Annotated in this window: 17 protein-coding genes; 7 read left to right on the top strand and 10 right to left on the bottom strand. The window is 71.1% G+C overall.

Features of this window, described 5'->3' with window-relative positions; genetic code table 11:
• Window positions 1-14 precede the first annotated feature (14 nt).
• The 4 genes from AB0C22_RS00240 to murJ all read right to left on the bottom strand — a co-directional run bounded on the left by AB0C22_RS00240 (window position 15) and on the right by murJ (window position 5646).
• Window positions 15-1007: a hypothetical protein gene (locus AB0C22_RS00240; RefSeq protein ID WP_357532678.1), complete on the bottom strand. Its 993-nt coding sequence runs from the start codon at window positions 1005-1007 to the stop codon at window positions 15-17.
• A complete protein-coding gene (sigM, locus tag AB0C22_RS00235) occupies window positions 1004-1801 on the bottom strand; it encodes an RNA polymerase sigma factor SigM (protein ID WP_357532676.1) in 798 nt (265 codons plus the stop codon). The genes AB0C22_RS00240 and sigM overlap by 4 nt, the downstream gene beginning before the upstream one ends.
• Before the next feature lie 49 nt (window positions 1802-1850).
• On the bottom strand, window positions 1851-3446 hold the full coding sequence (locus AB0C22_RS00230; RefSeq protein WP_219470485.1) for a protein kinase family protein: 1596 nt from the start codon (window positions 3444-3446) through the stop codon (window positions 1851-1853).
• A gap of 448 nt (window positions 3447-3894) precedes the next feature.
• Window positions 3895-5646, bottom strand: a complete 1752-nt coding sequence (murJ, locus tag AB0C22_RS00225) for a murein biosynthesis integral membrane protein MurJ (protein ID WP_357532674.1) — start codon at window positions 5644-5646, stop codon at window positions 3895-3897.
• A 125-nt stretch (window positions 5647-5771) separates the two neighbouring features.
• Here murJ and AB0C22_RS00220 point away from each other — a divergent pair, with 125 nt between their 5' ends.
• Complete coding sequence (locus AB0C22_RS00220) at window positions 5772-7229, top strand: CCA tRNA nucleotidyltransferase (protein WP_357532672.1); 1458 nt, start codon at window positions 5772-5774, stop codon at window positions 7227-7229.
• 55 nt (window positions 7230-7284) lie between these two features.
• Here AB0C22_RS00220 and AB0C22_RS00215 read toward each other — a convergent pair whose 3' ends face one another.
• Genes AB0C22_RS00215 through AB0C22_RS00200 form a run of 4 tightly spaced genes read right to left on the bottom strand, consistent with a single transcriptional unit; the run spans window position 7285 to window position 10988 of the window.
• A complete protein-coding gene (locus tag AB0C22_RS00215) occupies window positions 7285-8805 on the bottom strand; it encodes a flotillin family protein (protein WP_208565160.1) in 1521 nt (506 codons plus the stop codon).
• 28 nt (window positions 8806-8833) lie between these two features.
• Window positions 8834-9355, bottom strand: a complete 522-nt coding sequence (locus tag AB0C22_RS00210) for a hypothetical protein (RefSeq protein WP_308290956.1) — start codon at window positions 9353-9355, stop codon at window positions 8834-8836.
• 30 nt (window positions 9356-9385) lie between these two features.
• Window positions 9386-10471, bottom strand: coding sequence for a hypothetical protein (locus AB0C22_RS00205; RefSeq protein ID WP_357532670.1), 1086 nt, complete (start codon window positions 10469-10471; stop codon window positions 9386-9388).
• Window positions 10472-10475: 4 nt separating this feature from the next.
• Window positions 10476-10988 (bottom strand): SigE family RNA polymerase sigma factor, encoded by a 513-nt coding sequence (locus AB0C22_RS00200; RefSeq protein ID WP_219465379.1) that lies wholly within the window; start codon window positions 10986-10988, stop codon window positions 10476-10478.
• A 199-nt stretch (window positions 10989-11187) separates the two neighbouring features.
• On the opposite strand from AB0C22_RS00200, the gene AB0C22_RS00195 reads away from it, so the two are divergent.
• The 4 genes from AB0C22_RS00195 (at window position 11188) to AB0C22_RS00180 (ending at window position 14932) form a co-directional block, all read left to right on the top strand.
• On the top strand, window positions 11188-11667 hold the full coding sequence (locus AB0C22_RS00195) for a methylated-DNA--[protein]-cysteine S-methyltransferase (RefSeq protein ID WP_219465377.1): 480 nt from the start codon (window positions 11188-11190) through the stop codon (window positions 11665-11667).
• Window positions 11668-12229: 562 nt separating this feature from the next.
• A complete protein-coding gene (locus AB0C22_RS00190; protein WP_219465375.1) occupies window positions 12230-12496 on the top strand; it encodes a hypothetical protein in 267 nt (88 codons plus the stop codon).
• 36 nt (window positions 12497-12532) lie between these two features.
• Window positions 12533-14101 (top strand): hypothetical protein, encoded by a 1569-nt coding sequence (locus AB0C22_RS00185; protein WP_219465372.1) that lies wholly within the window; start codon window positions 12533-12535, stop codon window positions 14099-14101.
• 435 nt (window positions 14102-14536) lie between these two features.
• On the top strand, window positions 14537-14932 hold the full coding sequence (locus AB0C22_RS00180; RefSeq protein ID WP_219465371.1) for a peptidase inhibitor family I36 protein: 396 nt from the start codon (window positions 14537-14539) through the stop codon (window positions 14930-14932).
• A 156-nt stretch (window positions 14933-15088) separates the two neighbouring features.
• Here AB0C22_RS00180 and AB0C22_RS00175 read toward each other — a convergent pair whose 3' ends face one another.
• Both AB0C22_RS00175 and AB0C22_RS00170 read right to left on the bottom strand, forming a co-directional pair.
• Window positions 15089-16168 (bottom strand): inositol-3-phosphate synthase, encoded by a 1080-nt coding sequence (locus tag AB0C22_RS00175; RefSeq protein ID WP_208565154.1) that lies wholly within the window; start codon window positions 16166-16168, stop codon window positions 15089-15091.
• Between the two features lie 17 nt (window positions 16169-16185).
• Window positions 16186-16827, bottom strand: a complete 642-nt coding sequence (locus AB0C22_RS00170; RefSeq protein WP_208565153.1) for a PadR family transcriptional regulator — start codon at window positions 16825-16827, stop codon at window positions 16186-16188.
• A 175-nt stretch (window positions 16828-17002) separates the two neighbouring features.
• On the opposite strand from AB0C22_RS00170, the gene AB0C22_RS00165 reads away from it, so the two are divergent.
• Window positions 17003-17449: a DUF5318 domain-containing protein gene (locus tag AB0C22_RS00165; RefSeq protein ID WP_219465368.1), complete on the top strand. Its 447-nt coding sequence runs from the start codon at window positions 17003-17005 to the stop codon at window positions 17447-17449.
• A gap of 197 nt (window positions 17450-17646) precedes the next feature.
• Entirely contained in the window at window positions 17647-20577 is a 2931-nt protein-coding gene (locus AB0C22_RS00160) for a transglycosylase domain-containing protein (RefSeq protein ID WP_357532665.1), read from the top strand.
• Window positions 20578-20736: the final 159 nt, after the last annotated feature.

The following is a 20736-nucleotide window of genomic DNA, read 5'->3' as shown; positions in this document are numbered from 1 at the left end:
GGGTGACCGGGTCCTCACCCTACCTGCGCCTGGTAGCGGGTGTCCGCGCCGGACCCCGGCACACCGCACTCCGCACCGCTCGCCCACGCCCACCGTGCACCGCTGGGATCGGTGAAGCGGACCACCACCGCAGGCAGGCCGTTGAAGGTGGCGTAGTCGACCACCTCGACGGCGACCGGCCCACGGTTGTGCTCGGCGGCGATGTCGGCGAGACAGGCGTCGAGCGCCGCCCGCCCGGTCAGCCGGTCGAGCCCACCGGGTTCGGTGAGTCGCTTGCTCTCCGGCGTGGTGGGGTCGATCTGGGTGGTGACGTCGGGCCCCTCCGCGGACTGGAGACCCGGCGGGGTGACGGGGCGGGGCAGTGGGGCGGCCGTGGTGCCGCGCAGCGTCGTCGGGGACCAGTCGATGCCGCTGCGTTGGGTCTCACCGGTGAACCGGAAACCCCGGCCCGCGTTTTCCGCGCCGTCCTGCGCCGGCCCGGCCATCGTCGTGGCGGGGGAGTCCCGGGAGGCCGCGCCGTCGAGCAGGTGGGCCACGCCGAACCCCACTGCGGCCAACGACACCGCGGCGAGGCTGACCGGCCCGGCGAGCCGCGCCCAGCGCCGTCGCCGACCGGGACCCGACGCATCGGTGCGTCCGGCCCCGGCCCGACCGCCGGGGGTACGCGACCCGCCCGGTTGCGTGGGCACCGGGCCGACCTGCGGGTCGGCCCGGTCGGGTGTGGCGGTGTCGTCGGTGGGTGGGGTGGCCGGGCCGGCACCGGCGAGCACGGCGGTGAGCCGCTCCACCACGGCCAGGGGCATCTCCGGTACGGCGGCACCCCAACCCGTCAGCTCGTCGTGCACCCGGGTCAGGGCGGGGGCCAGCACGTCGTGCGCGTCGGACCAGGCCGGGTCCTCGGCGACGAGTCGGGCGACGACGGTCTGCTCCGGGGTGCCGTCCAGTGCCCCGCCCAGATAGTCGGCGAGCAGGTCGTGGTCGACCTCCCTGAACTCCCGGCCCGTCACGTCTCCTCCTGGATGGCGCCCCGCCGGGCCTGCCCCGACCCCGATCGGACGCCGTCGGTCGGCTGCCGGTTCCCCGGTGTGACGTCGGAAACGTCCTGACCCGTCCGGAGGTGCCCGCCCCGCGTGGTCGCTGAGCTGGCGGCCGGGTGGGGCGACGGTTCGTCCCCACCTGCGCGCAGGTGCCCGAGCACCCGGGCGAGCCGGGCCCGGCCCCGGGCGCAGCGACTCTTGACCGTGCCCTCGGCCACCCCGAGGATCAGGGCGACTTCGGCCACCGGGTAGCCCTGCACGTCCACCAGGATCAGCGCGGCCCGCTGCTCGACCGGCAACCCGGCCAGCGCCTGGCGTACCACCAGGGCGGTGTCGTGGTCGATGGCGGGTGCCGCCGGCTCGACGCCGCCGGTGCCCCGGGCGTCGTCGGTGTGGTTGCCGTCGGGCAGTGGGACGGTGGGGTGGGCCTGCCGGCGGCGGAGCCGGTCCAGGCAGGCGTTGACCACGATCCGGTGCAGCCAGGTGGTGACGGCGGAGTCGCCCCGGAACCGGCCGGCGGCGCGGTGGGCGGACAGCAGTGCGTCCTGGAGGGCGTCGGCCGCCTCCTCCCGGTCACCCGTGGTCCGCAGGGCCACCGCCCAGAGCCGGTCGCGGTGCCGGTGGAAGAGTTCGGTGAAGGCGTCCCGGTCACCGGCGACGTGGGCACGCAGCAGGTCCAGGTCGGTGGCCTCGGGCTGCGGTGCCCCGGTCGCTGCCGGCCCGCCGGTCGCCGGGTCGGGTGGGTGCCCGCCGCGACCGACCATCACCACGCCCGGCGGAGGCGGAGGCGGTGACGGGGTCGCGGCCGGCAGGTCACGATCCCTGGACCGCGATCTCCTGGACGCCCAGCTTGAAGCCCCGCTCGGTGGAGGGCAGCTCGGTGATCCAGAAGAGCAGGTACTGGTATTTCTGCTCGGGGTCGAAGCCGTCGAAGGCCATCTTGGTGCCGTCGTGCTGCTCGAACGGCTGCCCGATCCGCGTCTTGAACCCCTTGACCAGGTCCTTGTCGCCCTGCGAGCTGGACGGGAAGTCGCCGGTGCCGGTGAACAGCGCCGCGGAGACGCCGGAGTCCGACAGGGTGGCCGTGAGCGACTTGACGGTGTGCAGGGCGCCGAGGTCGATCCAGACCCCCATGCCCTTCTTGTAGTTGCTGAAGTTGGCCGAGTAGTAGGTGTCGGTCTCCCAACCCTTGTCCTCGTCGCCGTCCAGCATCTTTTCGGCGTCGCCCAGCTCGTTGCGTTGCCGGCTGTCCGGGTCGATGATCCGGATGTCCTGGATGTTCAGCTTGCGCACGGCGGGGGCCGGGGTGGCGTCGCCGGCCGGGGTGCTGGCGGAGGGGCGGGCCACCGGCTCGGTCTGCGGGTCGTCGTCGCCACCCAGCGTGTTGATGCCGATGAGTAGGCCGATCAGGGCGACCGCCAGCAGACCGGCGATGCCGATGGCAACCTTCCGACCCCCTGCGGCGGCGAGCGGCGAGCGGTCCTCGACGCCGTCGGCGGTGAACCGGATGGTGCCGGTCTGGTCGAGGAAGTGGTCCTCGGCGGGGATGTCGAGCCGGCCCAGCTCGGCCGAGAGCACGTCCGACGACGGCGGGGCGATCTCGGCGTCGAGCAGGTCCATGGTCAGGTCGTCGAGGTACGCCGGCACGCCGGCCCGGACCTGCCGGGGTGCGGCGATGGCGCCGCTGGCGTCGCGGACGGCGTCCGGGATGGCGGCGCGGCCGTGGCCGGCGGTCGCACCGCGTAGCGGCGCCTCGGCGTGCGGCCAGTGCCCGGTGAGGGCGAAGTAGAGGATGCCGCCCACCGCGCGGATGTCGGCTTCCTGGCTGTCGTCGCCGTCGGTGCGGGCGTCGGCCAGCACCACCCGGCCGTCGTCGCTGATCATCACGGTGCCGGGGTGCACGTTGCCGTGGACCATTCCGGTGGCGTGCACGGCGGCCATGGCGCTGGCGACCGCGTTGCCGATGGCGGTGGCTCGGGCCGGATCCAACGGGCCGTCGGCGACCAGCTCACGCAGGGACCGACCGTCGACCCACTCCCGGACGACGTAGGCCCGGACGTCCTCGTCGATGGCGTCGTAGACGCCGACCAGGTTGGGGTGGATGACCCGGCTGGCCGCCACGGCGGCCTGGAGCATCTCGGTGGCGGAGTCGCCTCCCGGGTAGCGGAGCACCACGGCCACGGGACGGCGCAGGATGACGTCGACGCCCCGCCAGACCAGGCGCCCGGCGCTGTCGTTGTTGATGTGCTCGACCAGCTCGTACCGCTCGGCGAGGATCTCACCGGCTGTGGGAGCACCGAAGGTCATGACCGGAGGAGCGGTTTCCTCCGCCTCCTGACCCTCGCCGACCTGGGTCACCCGTCCTCCCTCGGTGATCGTGTCGATCGATGGACCCGAACTGCTGGGCATGTGGCTTCCCGATCCGCCGTCGATGGAGCGGCCGGCGGCGTCGACGCGGGAGTCGGCCACCTGCCGTGTCCGTCGACAGCGACCTTACCCGGACCGCCCGCCATCCCGACATGTCATCTTCCCGCCGCGCTCAACGGGCCGTCGCATATGAGGGGATTAGTCCGGTTACCGCCACTCTCGCCCGCGTTGCTGGCACATGTACTGGCCAATCTAGACGCTGGCCGCAAGCCACCGACCCCCGGGCCGGCCCACCGGTGACAACCCGGTGGCAGTACGTCAGGTTCCCCCCGAACGGCCGCACATGCTCAGCCGTACGGTTGGTTGTCCACAGGCCCTTACGGTGACTGAGCGGGGACTAACCAAGTTATCCACAGGCGTGTCCCCAGGCTGGTGATCCTCGTTCACCCTGCGTGTCCCCTGTCCGCCCGGCCCCGGTACGGGCAGCGGATCAGCGGCCGAGCCGGCGGCGCACCATCCCGACCACCTCGGTGATCTCACCGATCCGCAGCACCATCGCCAGGCCCAGGTACGTCCCGCCGATCACCACCCCGCCGAGGACCAGCCGCACCGCCGCCGCCGTCCAGCTCAGGTTGCCCGGGTCACCGGGGAGCAGGTTGACCACCAGCAGGCCGACCAGCGCCGCACCGAGCGCCGCCACCAGCACCTTGCCGACGGTCCGCATGATCCGGCCCAGCCCGATCCGGCCCACCCGGGGCCGCAGCAGCATCGCCGAGAGCACCGCCGCCGCCACGTACGAGACGGCGTTGCCGAGCATCATGCCGGCCGCCGCGAAGGTGGCCGAGAAGGTGACGAAGACCCCGATCTGCACGGCCACCCGCAGAATCACCACCGGGATGTTGACCAGCGCCGGGGTGCGGGTGTCCGGCAACGCGTAGAAGGCGAAGGTGAACAGCTGGCTGATCGCGAACGGCACCAGGCCCAGCGCGGCGACCAGCAGCACCAGCGAGGTGGCAAGCGCGTTGTCACCGGTGAACGCGCCGTACCGGAAGACCACCACGGAGACCGGGCCGGCCAGCACCGCGTAACAGACCGCGATCGGGGCGAGCACCGCCGTCACCATCCGGGTGCCCCGGGACAGATCGGCGGTGACGTCGGCGAACCGGCCCTCGGCGGCGGCGGCGCTCATCCGGGGCATCAGCGCCGTGATGATCGAGACGGCGATGATGCCGTGCGCCATCATCAGCAACAGGAAGACGTTGTTGTAGATCAGCAGGCCGGCGTTGCTGTCATCGCCACCGGCGGCCCGGGTGAGCAGGTTGACCACCACGAACAGGCCGAGCTGGTTGACCGCGACGTAGCAGAACATCCAGCCACCGAGCCGGGCCAGCTCACGCAGGCCCAACTCCCGGAAGTCGAACCGCAGCTTCCACCGGAAACCCACCTTGCGCAGCGCCGGCAGCAGCCCGGCCGCCTGCACCGCCACCCCGAGCAGGGTGCCCCCGCCGACCAGCAGGATCCGGTCCCAGCCGATGTCCTCCGGGCCCAGCGCCTGCGCGCCGTACACCACGATGTAGAGGCCGAAGGTGCCGATGACGACCAGGTTGTTGAGGATCGGCGCCCACATCGGCGCGGCGAAGTGCCCCCGGGTGTTCAGCACCGCCGCGATCAACGCGCTGACGCCGGTGAAGAACAGCATCGGCAGCATCAGGTACGACAGGTTGGTGACCAGGCTCGTGTACGCCGCGTTCTTGCCGCCGGCGTAGAGCGTGGTCAGGGTCGAGGCCAGCAGCAGGGCCAGCACGACCGTGACCGCGAGGGCCAGCACCGCGAGGGTCAGCAGTCGCTGGGCGTACGCCTCGCCCCGGTCCGGGTCGGCCTTGCGCCGGCGTACCAGCACCGGGATCAGCACGCTGGTCAGCACGCCGCCGAGCAGGAACTCGTACACCTGGTTGGGTAGGAACTGGGCGGTGGTGAACGCGTCGCCGACGGCGCTGCCCAGCGCGGCGCCGATCATCAGGTTGCGGATGAAGCCGGTGCCCCGGCTGACCAGGCTGCCGACCGCCATCACCGCGCTGTTCGCCGCGGCGCTGGTCTCGGCGACCACCTCCTGCGGCGGCGCGGTCGCCTCCACCCCCGGCTGGTTCAGCGGCTCGGCGGAGATGAAGGTCGCCCCGTCGTACGGCCGGAGCCCGTCGTCACCCTGCGCGGCGTTCGCGCTGCGGTAGAGCCCGCCGCTCATCTCCAGCCTCCCGGGGATCCGTCGGAGCCGGTACCGGTCCGCACGCCATGACCATAGTCAACCCGGACCCGACACCCGCGCCCGGCGGATCGGTTCCCGTCCCCGCCCGATAGGCTGGCGATCCCATGTCCGAAGCCTCCACACCCCACGCCGCCGAACGCCGTGAGCTGACCACCGCGCAGCGCAACGCCGTCGCCGAGCTGCTCCGCGTCTCACCGGTCGCCGACGAGCTGGGCCGCCGGTTCGCCCGTGCCGGGCACGAGCTGCACCTGGTGGGTGGTTCGGTGCGCGACGCCCTGCTCGGGCGGCTCGGCGACGACCTGGACTTCTGCACCGACGCCCACCCCGACCAGACGTTACGGATCATCAAGGGCTGGGCCGAGTCGATCTGGGAGACCGGTCGGGATTTCGGCACCATCGGCTGCCAGCGCGACGGCCTCCGGCTGGAGGTCACCACCTTCCGCGCCGAGGCGTACGACCAGGTCAGCCGCAACCCGGTGGTGGAGTACGGCACCAACCTCACCGACGACCTGCGGCGGCGCGACTTCACCGTCAACGCGATGGCGGTCAGCCTCCCCGACCACCGGTTCACCGACCCGTACGGCGGGCTGGACGACCTGGCCGCGAAGATCATCCGTACCCCGGGCACGCCGGCCGAGTCGTTCGGCGACGACCCGCTGCGGATGCTGCGGGCCGCCCGGTTCGCCGCCCAGCTCTGCTTCGCCGTCCACCCCGACGTGCGGACGGCGATGACCTCGATGGCCGCCGACCTGGACCGGATCACCGCCGAGCGGATCCGCGACGAGTTCACCAAGCTGCTCTGCGGCACCGACCCGATCACCGGGCTGCGGCTGCTGGTCGACACCGGGCTGGCCGACCGGTTCCTGCCCGAGCTGACCGGCCTCAAGCTGACCATCGACGAGCACGCCCAGCACAAGGACGTCTACGAGCACACGTTGACCGTGGTGAGCAACGCGGTGTCCTACGAGACGGACGGCTGTGACTTCGTGCTCCGGATGGCCGCGCTCATGCACGACGTGGGCAAGCCGGCCACCAAGGCGGTCGGTGGGGACGGCCGGGTCAGCTTCCACCACCACGAGGTGGTCGGTGCCCGGTTGACCAAGGCGCGGATGAAGGCCCTGCGCTACCCGAAGGACGTCACCTCCCAGGTCACCAAGCTGGTCGGCCTGCACCTGCGGTTCTACGGGTACGGCCGGGGCGAGTGGACCGACTCGGCCGTGCGCCGGTACGTCACCGACGCCGGTGACCTGGTGGACCGGCTGCACAAGCTGACCCGCTCGGACTGCACCACCCGTAACCGGCGCAAGGCCGCCCAGTTGGCCGCCGACTACGACGCGTTGGAGGAGCGGATCACCCGGATCGCCGCCGAGGAGGACCTGGCCCGGGTCCGGCCCGACCTCGACGGCAACGCGATCATGGAGCTGCTCGGCGTGCCACCCGGTCCGCTGGTCGGCCGGGCCTGGCAGCACCTCAAGGAGCTGCGCCTGGAACGCGGCCCGCTCGACCGTGACGAGGCCGAGGCGGAACTGCTGCGCTGGGCCCACGAGCAGGGCCTGCGCTGAGCTGACCGACGGAAGGGGCCGCCCGGCACACCGGACGGCCCCTTCCGTCGTACGGTCAGCGGGTCTCGACCGCGCTGCCCTCGACCGGCGGCTTGCCGTTGGCCGGGGACCCGGCCGACGCCGCGCCGAGCTTGGCGAGCAGGGCCGACAGGTCGATGCCGGTGAGGTCGGAGCCGAGCTGGAGGCCTTGGGCCACGTTGCCGGCCACCGACTTGGTCAACGAGGACGCCCCGTCGGTGGAGATCACCGTCAGCTTGTCGATCGCGCCGATCGGGGCGCTGGCCGCCTCGACCACCTGCGGCAACATCTTGACCAGCAGGTCGAGCACGGCGGCCTCACCGTACGCGGCGAACGCCTCGGCCTTACGGGCCATCGCGTCGGCCTCGGCCTGACCCCGGGCCAGGATGGCGGTGGCCTCGGCCTGGCCCTCCCGCTCGACCGCCTCGGCGATGGCGGACCGCCGCCGCTGCTCGGCCTCACCCTCCTTGGCGCCTTCGATCGCGTTGGCCTCGGCCAGCGCCGCCCGGCGGGCCCGCTCGCCCTCACCGGTGAGCCGGGCCTGCTCGGCGGCGGCCTGGGCGGCGGCGATGGTGGCCTGCCGCTGCGCGTCGGCGTTCAGCACCGCCGCGTTACGGGCCGCCTCGGCCTCCTGCTCCACCTTGTACCGGGCCGCGTCGGCCGGCTTGCGCACCTCGGTGTCGAGCTGACGCTGCTTCAGCTCGGCGTTGCGCTCGGCCACCTTCTGCTGCTCGGAGAGGATCGCCTGGTCCCGCTCGGCCTGGGCGAGCGGCCCGGCCGCCGCCGACTTCGCCTTCGCCGCGTCGATCTCGGCCTGGATACCGGCCTGCTTCAGCGACAGGTTCCGGTTCGCCTCGGCGATCGCCTCCTCGGCCAGCAGCCGCTCCTGCTCGGCCTGCTGTCGGGCGCGGGCCTCGGCGATGGCCGCGTCCTTGAGCACCCGGGCCGCCTCCGGCCGACCGAGGTCCTGCAGGTACGACCCCTCGGCCAGGATGTCCTGGAGCTGGAAGGTGTCCAGCACCAGCCCCTGGTTGGTCATCGAGTGCTCGGCCTCCTCGGCGACGGCGTTGGCGAACGCCGCCCGGTCCCGGATGACCTCCTCGACGGTGAGCCGGCCGACGATCGAGCGCAGCGCGCCGGCCAGCACCTCCCGGGTGAAGTTGTCGATCTCGTCCTGCTGGTGCAGGAACCGCTGGGCGGCGGCGCGGATCGCGTCCTCGGTGCCACCGACCTTGACGATGGCGACACCGTGCAGGTCGGCCCGGATGCCCTGCTTGCTGACCGCGCCCCGGATGCCGACGTCGATGCGACGGCTGGACAGGTCGAGCGACTGGAGCTTCTGCACCACAGGCAGGACGAAGACCGACGCGCCGAGGACGACCTTCTGGCCGGAGTTGTCGGTGGACCGGCCGCCGTCGGCGGTCTGCGTGGTCCGACCCTTGCGGCCGGTGACGATGAACGCCTCGTTCGGGCCGGCGACCTTGATCCGGGAGAGCACGAACAACACGAGGACGAGGGCGAGGACGACCGCGCCGCCGATGGCGATGAGGAGAGGCATGGGGGTTCCGTCTCTGCGAGAAGAGGGGTCAGTAGGTCTCGACGTGCACGCTGGTCTCGCTCAGCGTCTGCACCACGAAGATCTGCGCACCGAGCGGGATGGGCCGGTCGGCGCGGGCGTTGAGTTTCACGGGTTGGCCGGCGACGCGTACCCGCACCTCGCCGTAGCCGCCGGTCGGGATCGGGGTGACCACCAGGCCGAGCGCGCCGACCAGGTCGTCCCGGGTGGGGGTGGCGTCGGTGCGCATGTCGCGCGCCGCCCGGCTCAGCCGACCCGCCAGCCACGCGGTGGGCACTGCGGCGAGCGCGCCGCCACCGACCGCCGCCGCGATCATCCCCGGGGTACGCCCACCGAGCAGCTCGTTGACGATGGCCGCGCCGAAGCCGAACGCGCCGAGGAAACCGGCGACGGCCTCGACGGAGACCGGACCGTCGACGTCGGGATGACCGAAATGCAGGATTTCGCCGCCGAGCAGGGCGAGCGCCAGCACACCGACGCCCGCCCCACCGATGATCAGAAAGATGAGCGTCCCCGTGGCCACGACCTGCACGGTAGCGACCCGACGCAACGTTCCGCGTGATCATTTGGGGGCGACGGACACCGTCCGTTCGGCCAACTCCCTCGGCAGCGGCAACCGTTGCAGCTCGTGGCCGACGGGGTCGGCGAGTACGACGTCCCGGTAGCCACCCGGCCGCCGGTAGAGCAGCCGGTCGTCGCCGACCCAGGCGACCTCGGCCACCGGCAGCGGGCCGAGCACCGTGCCGGTGACCGCGTCGACCAGCAGCGGCTCCCGCTGCCCCTGGACCACCACCCGGTTCCCGTCGGGCGACCAGGACCACGGGCCGGCCGGGTCGCCGGGGATCTTGACGAACCGGGTCGGGCGCCCGTCGTCGGCGGAGAAGAACTGCACCCCCCAGCGCGGATGGCGGAGCTGCTCGGACCGGGGTGCGAAGCTGCCGGTCAACGGCAACGCCACCTCCCGGCCGTCGCGGGTCCAGGTGAAGGCGCAGTGGTCGGTGCAGAGGTACCTGACCGGGTCGATCCGGTACTCCCGGTACCGTCCACCGACCCCCAGCACGCCGAGACGGTGCACCCCGCCCCGCAGGACGGTCACCGCCAACCGGCGGCCGTCCGGCGACCACTGGACGTCCAGCGCACCCCGGATCCGCTGCCAGCGCAGCTTCCCGGTGGCCGCGTCGGCGAGACCGAGCTGGCCGGGGCGCTGCTCGTCCCGCACGGCGGTGACCGTGCCCGTGGGGGCCGGCCACACCTCGGCGTATCCGCCGGCACGGACGTAGCGGGACCGGGTGCGGTCCAGCACGTACCCGGTGCCGCCGGTCACGCCGCCGGTGACCACCCAGCCACCGGGCAGCGCCAACGGCCGGGCCGGCCAGTCGGCACCGGGGGTGGGCAGCAGCGTCGTACCGGGGGTGGGGCTCGGCGTGGGCCGCACCGGTTGGACCGGGTGCTCCGGCCGGATCAGCACGAGCGGTACCACCAGGGCCACCGCCACCACCACCGCCGCGCCGACCACCGCGACTCGGCGTCGGGTGCGCAGCCGACGGCCCCGGGCCAGCGCCGCCAGGGCCAGCCGGGGCGACGGCCGCGCCTCGTCGGCGAGATCGTGCACGGCGGCCCGCAGCGCATCCTCCGCCCGTCGGCTCATCGCTTCACCTCCGGACTGCCGATGAGATCGTCGAAGGACGGCCCAGCTCCCGCAGCCGGGCCAGCGCGCGGGACGCCTGGCTGGCCACCGTGCCGGCCCGGCAGCCGAGGATCGCGGCGGTCTGCTCGACACTGAGGTCCTCCAGATAGCGCAGCGTCAACACCGCCCGTTGCCGGGGCGGCAGCGTCCGGAGCGCGTCGCGCAGCAGCATCCGTAGCTCGCTGTCGTGGCTGCTGTTGCGCTCGCCGGGCCGTTCCGGCAGCACCGCCACCGGGACCTCACGTCGCCGGGCCAGCCGTCGCCAGCCGGAGACCTGGTCGTGGTAGAGAATGCGGCGCACGTACGGCTCGGCGTCACCCCGGATCCGGGGCCACCGGGCGTACGCCTTGGCCAGCGCGTTCTGCAGCAGGTCCTCAGCGGCGTGCTGGCTGCCCGCCAGCGCGTACGCGACGCGCAGCAGCGCGTCCCCCCGTTCGTTGACGAACGCGGTGAACTCCCCGTCGGTGCCTTCGGTCACCGCTCACCTCCGTACCGAAGACGCTCGGCGGCGGGGAGACCTTGCCCCGTCCGCAGGTGTTTCGTCGCCGTCGGCTCCGTGGGGTGGCCGGAGACGACGGACGGCACGTCCGGCTGGTCCGACGTGGTGGGCCGATCCCGCGCCCTCTCCGGGCCCGGCCCCCGCTCCCGGTGTCGGTCGGGGCGGGAAGAATGGCGGTATGCGCTGGACCGTGCTCCACTCGCCGATCGGGGAATTCTCCGTGGCCACCGACGACACGGCGGTCTGTGGCACGCACTTCGGCCGGGTCGCCTCGGCCGACGACGAACCCGCCAACGGGCTGGCCGGCCGGGCGGTCGCCGAATTGCGGGCGTACTTCGCCGGTGAGCTGACCGGGTTCACCGTGCCGGTGACGGTGCCGCGCGGGTCCGAGTTCGAGCGCGCCGTCTGGCGGGAGATGACCCGCATCCCGTACGGGGAGACGCTCACCTACGGCGAGGTGGCCCGGCTGGTCGGCGACCCGGGCGCGGCACGGGCGGTCGGGGTGGCCTGCAACCGCAACCCGGTCCCGGTGATCGTGCCCTGCCACCGGATCGTCGGCGCGGGCGGCAAACTGGTCGGCTTCGGCGGCGGCCTGCCCCGCAAGGTGACCCTGCTGGAGTTGGAGGCGGGGGTGGCGCTGCGCCGCGCCTGGTCGTGACGATCAGATCGCCGATCAGTGCGGCAGGACCGGGTGGGCGTGGACGCCGGTGTTTTTCGGTTTTTCTGGGTGGGCAGCGGCAGCGGGACGAGTTGCGGGGCCGCGAGTGTGTGCCGGGCGTGGGGCGCCTGGGCAATCTCCGTCGGACAACCCTGGGCCCTGGCTCGGATGGTGGTCGGCCAGCCGGGCACATGCCCCTCGGTGGTTGATGAATTCCCAGCTCACAGATATCTGGCGAGTTTTTCGGGGGGCCTGCCCGAATAGCAGGAACCCACCTCCGCAGCCTTCCGAACAATCATCATGTTGTTCCCGCAAGCAATTATCTGAGCTGCGTGATGACTCAGTCCGGCATTGAGATTCGGTGAGTGGGGGGAGCAAGATCGGAGGTGCGGGCGGGAGTTCGACGACGGTGTTCCGTTAGATCCGACTCCCTGCGCCGAATCTTCCAACGAACAACGCGCGACGTGACACCGTCGTGCCGGCAAGGAGTTCCGACATGTCTTCTCAACACCAGCTGGATGGCGGCCGTCCGCGGCGGCGTGGGGCCGACGGGGGTGCCCTGGTGGCCGTTCTGCTGGCCATGCTGATGATCTACTCGGCGCTGGTGATGCGCGATGGCGGGTCCTGGCGGGTGGCGGTCGCCATGCCGGCGATCCTCGGGATCGTCGCGGTCCAGATGGCCCGCTGGACGTCGCAGACCTGGGGCCGCAGCCACCGGCGGACGCTGCGCCGGCTGTTCGACATTCTGGGCCCGGAGACCGGACCCGGAGGCCGGGACGTCGCAGAACTGGCGGGTCGATCCGACGGACAGACTCCCGAAGGCCGGTGACGGTCGTCCTACACGCGCAGGAAGGTCAGAACGAGAGTGCAGAGCCCGGCGGCACCGCCGACCGAACACGGGACAACCAAGAGGACGGGCCGGCCGCTGAACCCGGTGGTGGGCTTCGGCCCGGCCGCCCAACTCGCTCAGAAGCTGCGTGACGCGTACCTGGCCGCTGGTGAGCCGCCCATGAAACGCGTGGCGCGCAAGGGCGACGTGAGCACGAGTACGTTGTCGGAGAACCTCAGTGGTCGGAGGATCCCCACGTCGCGTGTGTTGGACGCCTTCCTCGTCGGTATCGGCGTCACCGACGAGGTCGCGCGCGACTGGCGACGACTTCGCGAGGAGGCAGTTGAGGCCGCCGAGCGGTTCGAGCCGGACGGCCGCATCGCCTCGTCGTCAGGCCTGCTCGTCGCGCTGCGTCGGCTCAGGGCGGAGCAGCGGCTGACCGACGAGGAACTCGAACGGCGGCTCGACGCGGTGAGTGGGGAGCGACTGAAGGGCGCGTTGTCGGGTCCGGTGCCGAGAAGAGCACAGGTTGACGCCATCCTGGCCGGTGAGGTCGACCCCGGTCCGGATGCGCTGGGTTACCTCGTCCTCTGCCTCGGTGCACACGAGAGCCAGGTCCGCGCCTGGTGTGCGCTGGCCGATCGCCTCGGCGAACAGCAGACGGAACCGCGGGACCCGTTGCCTGATCCGCTCGTCGCATCGACCCGGGCGGCAGACGCAGTGATCGCCTCGGGTGCGGCGGCCGAGGGGACTCCTGGGCCCTCGATCGTGCGACCATCCCGGCGGCGGTGGCACATGCTGGCGGCGGTGGCACTGACCGCCGTTTCCCTGGTTCTCCTGGGCATGGCGACGGCCGACCGCAGGCGCGACCGGGTCGCGCCGGACAACGAGCGGGCCGGTGGTCCGGTGGTGGAGGAGGCGCCGGACGGTCGGTACGAGGTCTTCGTGCTGGACCAGCGGATTGTGGTCACACCGCAGTCGGCGATCGCCCGGGAGGATGCGGTGCTCACCAGGCTGGTCGTCTCCCGGACGACCACCTCGTCCGAGGTGGACGCCTACGAGGAACGGGAGTTCCGGAGGACCGTCATTGACGGGCAGGACTGCGAGTCCAGCACGCTGATCCACGCGGACCACCGGAGGGAGCCTGAGCCGACGCAGTGCACTGCCTCCGCGCTGACCCGGTTGCGGGTCCCGAACCCGTCGACGGACCCCCGGGAACTCAGCCGGCAGCTCCTGGTCGATCAGGGAGCCGAGCCGGGATCAACGGCCGAGTCGCTGGCCGTGCTCCGGGGGATAGCCAACCTCAACAAGGAGCACTGCCTCGGCTCCGCACAACGAGCGGCGCTCCTGCGGGTGCTGGCCGGTCTGCCTGGTCTGGTGTTCCGTGACTGGTTGATAGACGCGACAGGTCGGCAGGGACTGGCGTTCAGCATCGACGGCGAAGCCGCGAAGAATGCTGTGGGCACCCGGGACACGCTCGTCATCGACCCTGCTCGCGGTGCGCTTCTGTTCCACGAGCAGACCGTACGTCCCGAGTCGCCGGTGCCGGTGGTCGAATCCGGAACCACGTTCGTGGACTGCGAGCTGAGGAAGGGGCGCGACTGAGCAACCGCCCGGGGAGGGTGGGTCTTCTGCGAACCCCCCCCGGGCGGCAGTACCGTCGAGCCGAGGTGTCAGAAACGCGGCCCGAAAAGGCGAACCGGGAATGCGCCATGTGAAGAATGACGCCGACGGTGACGGTTTCCGGCACGGATGGTGCCGATGATCTGCTGCCCACGGGTCGATCCCACATGGTCATGCCCTTGATCGCCGGCGACGGAACTGATCCGCCCGATCCGGGGCGGCAAACAGTTTAGCGGAAATCGATGATCGCAGCCGTCCTACGGCCGATCAGAATTCCCTTCCGGTCTGGCGATCATTCGTGGCGCGACTCTACCCTGAGCCAACGGGCGTCACTGAGCGTCGCCGCTCGATCTCAGAGCGTTCATCGATTGCTCCTGGCCTGCCCTGCTGTCGCTCGACCGAGGGAGGGAAGCCACCATGATCCGTGCCGTTCGCCGCCTGTTGGCCGGCGTGATGATCAATTTACTGATCATATTCGGCAGCTTCTCGGCCGCGACCCCTGCGGCTGCGGCATCGGGAACCTCGCCAGGTGTGCTCGCCGCCCCCAGTTGCCCGGACGGGTGGTTCTGCTTCTACGACGACGTGCGATTCGGCACCCCCTACGGGAAGCTGTCCGACTGCGGCTGGCAGAACCTGGCCACCTGGGGCTGGCAGAACCGCACGGAAGCGGTCTACTACAACCTGAAAAGCGGTTCGGTGACGTTCTACGAGAGCAACGGAACTCCGCTTTTCACGGTGAGCGTCTCGAAGAGATCCATCAGCGATGTCTATCCGAAGCAGAACAGGGCGGACAAGGTCTACCGGGCCTGTTGAACACGGACAGCCCTTCGGGTCGATCCTGGAACCGGCGCGACCTTGCCGGGCGGACCTTTCTGCCGGCGGCTGTCGCCGTACCTGGAAATGGTGGACCGAACGCGTGAGGGCCGGGTCCGCACGGACCCGGCCCTCGACGGTGCGGTGGTCGGCGCGTCAGCGCTCGATGTCGCCCTTGATGAAGGACTCGACGGCGGCGTGCGCGTCGTGGTCGGCGTACTGCTCCGGCGGGGACTTCATGAAGTAGGAGGAGGCCGAGAGGATCGGGCCACCGACCTTGCGGTCCAGGGCGATCTTGGCGGCCCGGACGGCGTCGATGATGACACCGGCGGAGTTCGGCGAGTCCCACACCTCGAGCTTCAGCTCGGCGTTGAGCGGGGTGTCACCGAAGGAACGGCCCTCCAGGCGGATGTACGCCCACTTGCGGTCGTCCAGCCACGGCACGTGGTCCGACGGGCCGATGTGCACGTCGCTCTTGACCATCTCGTGCGGGATCTGGGACGTGACCGACTGGGTCTTCGAGATCTTCTTCGAGACCAGCCGGGTGCGCTCCAGCATGTTCATGAAGTCCATGTTGCCGCCGAAGTTGAGCTGGTAGGTGCGCAGCAGCTCGACGCCCCGGTCCTCGAACAGCTTCGCCAGCGCGCGGTGCACGATGGTGGCGCCGACCTGGCTCTTGATGTCGTCACCGACGATCGGCAGGCCGGCGTCGGTGAACTTCTGCGCCCACTCCGGGTCGGAGGCGATGAAGACCGGCAGCGCGTTGACGAAGGCGCAGCCGGCGTCGATCGCGGCCTGGGCGTAGAACTTGGCGGCCTGCTCGGAGCCGACCGGCAGGTAGCAGACGACCACGTCGACCTGGGCGTCGCGCAGCGCCTTGGTCACGTCGACCGGCGCGGCGTCGGACTCCTCGATGATCTCGCGGTAGTACTGGCCCAGGCCGTCGAAGGTCGGGCCGCGCTGGACGCTGACGCCGGTGGGCGGCACGTCGCAGAGCTTGATGGTGTTGTTCTCGCTGGCGACGATCGCCTCCGCGAGGTCCATGCCGACCTTCTTGGCGTCCACGTCGAACGCCGCGACAAAGTCCACGTCCGATACGTGGTAGTCGCCGAAGGTGACGTGCATGAGACCCGGGACGCGGTCGTTCGGGTCGGCGTTGCGGTAGTACTCCACGCCCTGCACGAGGGACGAGGCGCAGTTACCCACACCGACGATGGCGACGCGGACGGAGCCCATAGCGTCTGCCTCCTTCTTCATGACGGCCGCTCATTCCTGGACTCTCCAGGCGGAGGCGGGCTGTTGTTGTCTCGTGGACCGCCGGCCGTCCCGGGTCGCGGGACTGTCGGGGCACGGCCGGAGCGCTCGTTGGCGATGAGCTCCTCCAGCCAGCGGACCTCGCGCTCGCAGGCGTCGAGGCCGTGGCGTTGCAGTTCCAGGGTGTACGCGTCGAGACGCTCGGCCGCCCGGCCCAGCACGTCCCGAAGTCCTTCGCGACGCTCCTCGATCGTGCGGCGGCGACCCTCCAGGATGCGCAGCCGGGTCGCCTGGTCGGTGCGGGCGAAGAACGCGAAGTGCACACCGAAGCCCGTGTCGTCGTACGTCTCGGGCCCGGCCTGCGCGATCAGTTGGGCGAAGCGTTCCTTGCCCTCCGCAGTGATCTTGTAGACCACCCGACCTCGTCGGCTGGTCAGTGCGGGAACCTCCTCGGCGGTGGCCGGTGCGTCGGCGGCCTCGGTGATCCAACCCGCCGCCTGCAACCTGCGCAGGGTCGGGTAGAGCGAGCCGTAGCTGATCGCCGCCCGGATGGCGCCGAGCTTGGCGGTGAGCTCCTTGCGGAGTTCGTAGCCGTGCATCGGGGCCTCCTGCAGGAGGCCGAGGATGGCGAGCTCGAGCACGGGCCACCCTTTCCTTACCCTCGGAGCGGCTGATTAACCGCCTCGATGTATCGGACCGATACATCGCACGTTAGTACCTCCCCCGCTGTCAGGGCAAACCCCCGTTCTGCGCCAGCCCGTGCACGGATCGTGACGGTGGTCGCCCCACCCGATCGGAACGCGTACCCTTTGCCGCATGCGCACGTCTCGTCAGGTGGTCGACTACTCGCTGCAGAAGCGAGCAGTGCTGCGTGACGTGCTCGCCGGGCGGATCGGCACGTACGACGTGTGCGACGCCTCGCCCTACCTGAAGAACGCGGCCCGGTTCCACGGGGAACCGACCGAACAGCGGTGCCCGATCTGTCGGAGCGAGAACCTCACCCACGTCCACTACATTTACGGGGACGAACTCAGGCAGTCCGCCGGCCAGGCGCGCACGCTGGCCGAGTTGCCCGCGCTGGCGATGACGCTGCGTGAGTTTCAGGTCTTCGTGGTGGAGGTGTGCCTCGGCTGTGACTGGAACCACCTCGTCGAGCAGTTCCTGCTCGGCGGGGACGGGCTGGCCGACGGCGGTCCGGAACAGGGCGCTGCGGAGTCCGCCGCCGCCGCCCGGCAGGAGCGAAGGCGAGAGGCGCAACGGTGAACCTGGCTGATCCGGTCGACTCGGGTGTCGTACGACACAGACACCGCGACCGGCGGCCCATCGGCCCGATTGGCCCGAATGATGTGGAATTTGCAGCGCGCACCCGGCTCATCGCCGGCCTCATGGCGCGTGTGTCAGCTCACGGCAACCCGGTGGTGGCGCCCCCGCGTCCCACCGCGACCGGCAGGGTGTGAGGAATGAACTCGTACGGCGATCCCAGTTCCCCGCGCGCGCGGGCCCAGGTACCGGGTTCGAACGGCGGCCCCGGACCGGGGGCGGACGACGCGTACCCCCGATGGGGCGGTGACGACCGGGGTGCCGCCCCGGCCGGCCGGGCCTCGGTCGGCGGTGCCGCGCCCACCGGGCGGGCTTCGGCGGCGGTGCCCCCGCCGCGCGCGACAGGTGGTGCGGCCCCGGTCGGCCGGGCTACCCCGGGCCGGGCCTCGGTGCCGGTCTCCCCGGCCGGGCCGGGTCGGGCCTCCGTGCCGGTCTCCCCGGCCTCGCCGGGATGGGGTGGCGGGGGTCGGGCCTCGGTGCCGGTCTCCCCGGCGGACGGACCGGCCGGGCGGGCCAGCGTCGGGACGGCTTCCGCCGGCCGGGCCAGCGTCGGCGCGGCCTCGGTCGGCTCCGCGGGTCGCGCCTCGGTGGCGCGGGCCGGCGTCGCGCCGGTCGGCGGCGGCGGGCCGGGTGGGCCGGGCGGCCCGAACGGGCCGGGTCGCGGCTACGGCGGTGGTGCCGGCGGTGGGCGTGGACGCGGCCCGGGTGACCCGGACGCGATGGCGAAGGCCAAGCGGCGCAAGCGGATCAACCTGCTGATCGCCGGCTTCGCGGTCTTCATCATGCTCGCCGGCCTCGGCGTGGTCGGCTTCACCTACTACTCCACCACCGTGGTGCTGCCCAACCAGATCAAGCTGCCGCTCGCCACGACCATCTACGCCAGCGACAACAAGACGGTCATCGCCAAGGTGGGCGAGCAGAACCGTACCTTCGTCTCGATCAACCAGATCCCGCAGCACATGCGCGACGCGGTGGCGGCGGCGGAGGACAAGAACTTCTACGAGCACGCCGGTGTCGACTACAAGGGCATCGCCCGCGCCGCCTGGAACAACCTCTCCAACGGCGACAAGCAGGGCGCCTCGACGATCACCCAGCAGTACGCCCGCAACGCCTACGAGAACCTCCAGGACGACTCGTACGCGCGAAAGGTGAAGGAGGCGATCGTCGCCTCCAAGCTCAACGATCAGTTCACCAAGGAACAGATCATGGAGCACTACCTCAACACCATCTACTTCGGCCGCAACGCGTACGGCATCGAGGCGGCGGCGCAGACCTACTTCGGCAAGTCGGTCTCGAAGATCGACGTGGCCGAGGCCGCCGTGCTCGCCGCCCTGATCAAGCAGCCGGAACCGAGCGCCACCCACAAGGGTTTCGACCCGGCGCTCAACCCCGCCGAGGCCAAGGACCGCTGGGACTACGTCATCAAGAACATGATCGAGATGCGCTGGGTCGATGCCCCCGGCCGGCCGGCGCATCCGACGGAGTACCCGACGAAGACGCTGCAGACCCCCAAGGAGTCCCGGTCGGGCGTCAAGTTCGGCGTCAACACCCCGATCGGCAACGTCATCAACTACGTCTCGGCGGAGATGCGGGAGAAGAAGCTCTGCACCGACAACGACGCCGAGGTGACCGAGCGCAAGCCGCGCTGCTCGGCGATGCTCCGCGAGGGTGGTTACCGGATCCGGACCACCATCGACAACAAGGTGCAGAAGGCCGTCACCAGCGCCGCCCAGCGCGGCACCAAGGGCTCCGAGTTGGACGGCGCGCGCAAGAACCTGATGGCCGCTGTGGTCTCCATCGACCCGCGTAACGGCCGGGTGCTCGGCTACTACGGCGGGGACGACGGCACCGGCACCGACTACGCCGGCACGAACACCGACACCAACGGCAACATCACCGGCGGGCACTCGCCCGGCTCCAGTTTCAAGATCTACACGCTGGCGGCGGCGCTGGAGGCGGGCAAGTCCGTCGACTCGCGCTGGAAGGGCCGGGCGTTCACCCCGGAGGGCGTGGAGTTCCGGGTCAGCAACGCCGGCACCGACAACCCCAAGTGCGGGGACTCCTGCACGCTGCGGGAGTCCACGCTGCAGTCGTTGAACGTGCCGTTCTACCACGTCAGCCTCGATATCGGGCCTGACAAGATCGTTGACATGGCGGCCAAGGCCGGCGTCAGCATGATGTGGCAGACGAACGTGAGCCCGCCCAAGGGGCACGACCTGACCAAGGAGAAGGCCGCCGACCTTGCGCCCGACCCCTTCTACCACGTGGTCGCCTACGGTCAGTACCCGATCACCGTGCTCGACCACGCCAACGGCATCGCCACCTTCGCCAACAAGGGCATCTACAACAAGGCCCACTTCCTGATCTCCGCCGAGAAGCAGAACAAGGAGACCGGCAAGTGGGAGAAGCTCGGCGGCGAGCAGCTCAAGCCGCAGAAGCGGATCAACCCGGACGTGGTCGCCGACGTGACCGACGTGTTGGAGGCCTACCCGGGCCGGATCAACCACACCTTGGCCGATGGCCGGAAGTCGACCGCCAAGACCGGCACCTGGGAGCTCAAGGAGGGCACCACCCAGAACGGTGACGCCTGGACCGTCGGCTACACCCCGCAGCTCGCCACCGCCGTCTGGGTGGGCAACAAGGGCAAGCGGGAAGCGATCAAGCTGAACAACGGCGCCAACATGACCGGTTCCTCCATGCCCGGCGAGATCTGGGAACGGGTCATGAACGGCGCCCTCAAGGGCGAGGAGAAGCTGGACTTCCCACCGGCGGCGAAGGTCGGCGACCCGGAGTCCGGCAACGGCACCCCGCCCCCGCCCCCGCCGCCGCCGCCGAACCCGAACGGCCAGAACTGCGCACCGACCGACCTGCAGTGCCTCCTCGGCGGTGGTAACCAGAACGGCAACAACCCGGGCGGCAACAACCAGGGCGGGAACCAAGGCGGGAACCAGGGAGGGAACCAGGGAGGGAACCAGGGCGGCGATCCGCCGACCCCACCCAACCAGAACCTCCCCGGCCAGAACGGCGGGAACGGCGGCGGACTGCTGCCCACCCCGCGTACCCGGGACTGAGCTGACCAGCACACCGACGAGCGTCTATGCCGCTGCCGGCGACCCGCAGACCTGCGGATCGCCGGCAGCGGCGTCTTTCGGCAGGCCCCCACCGGGGCGGTCCGCGCGGGGTTAAGCGGGCCGCCGGCGGAACATGCTGCTCGTCCGGGAGCCATTCAT

This window comes from Micromonospora sp. NPDC048894 (assembly GCF_040649765.1).
GTDB classification, from domain to species: Bacteria; Actinomycetota; Actinomycetes; order Mycobacteriales; family Micromonosporaceae; genus Micromonospora; species Micromonospora antibiotica.
This window is presented reverse-complemented; position numbering and strand designations above follow the sequence as displayed.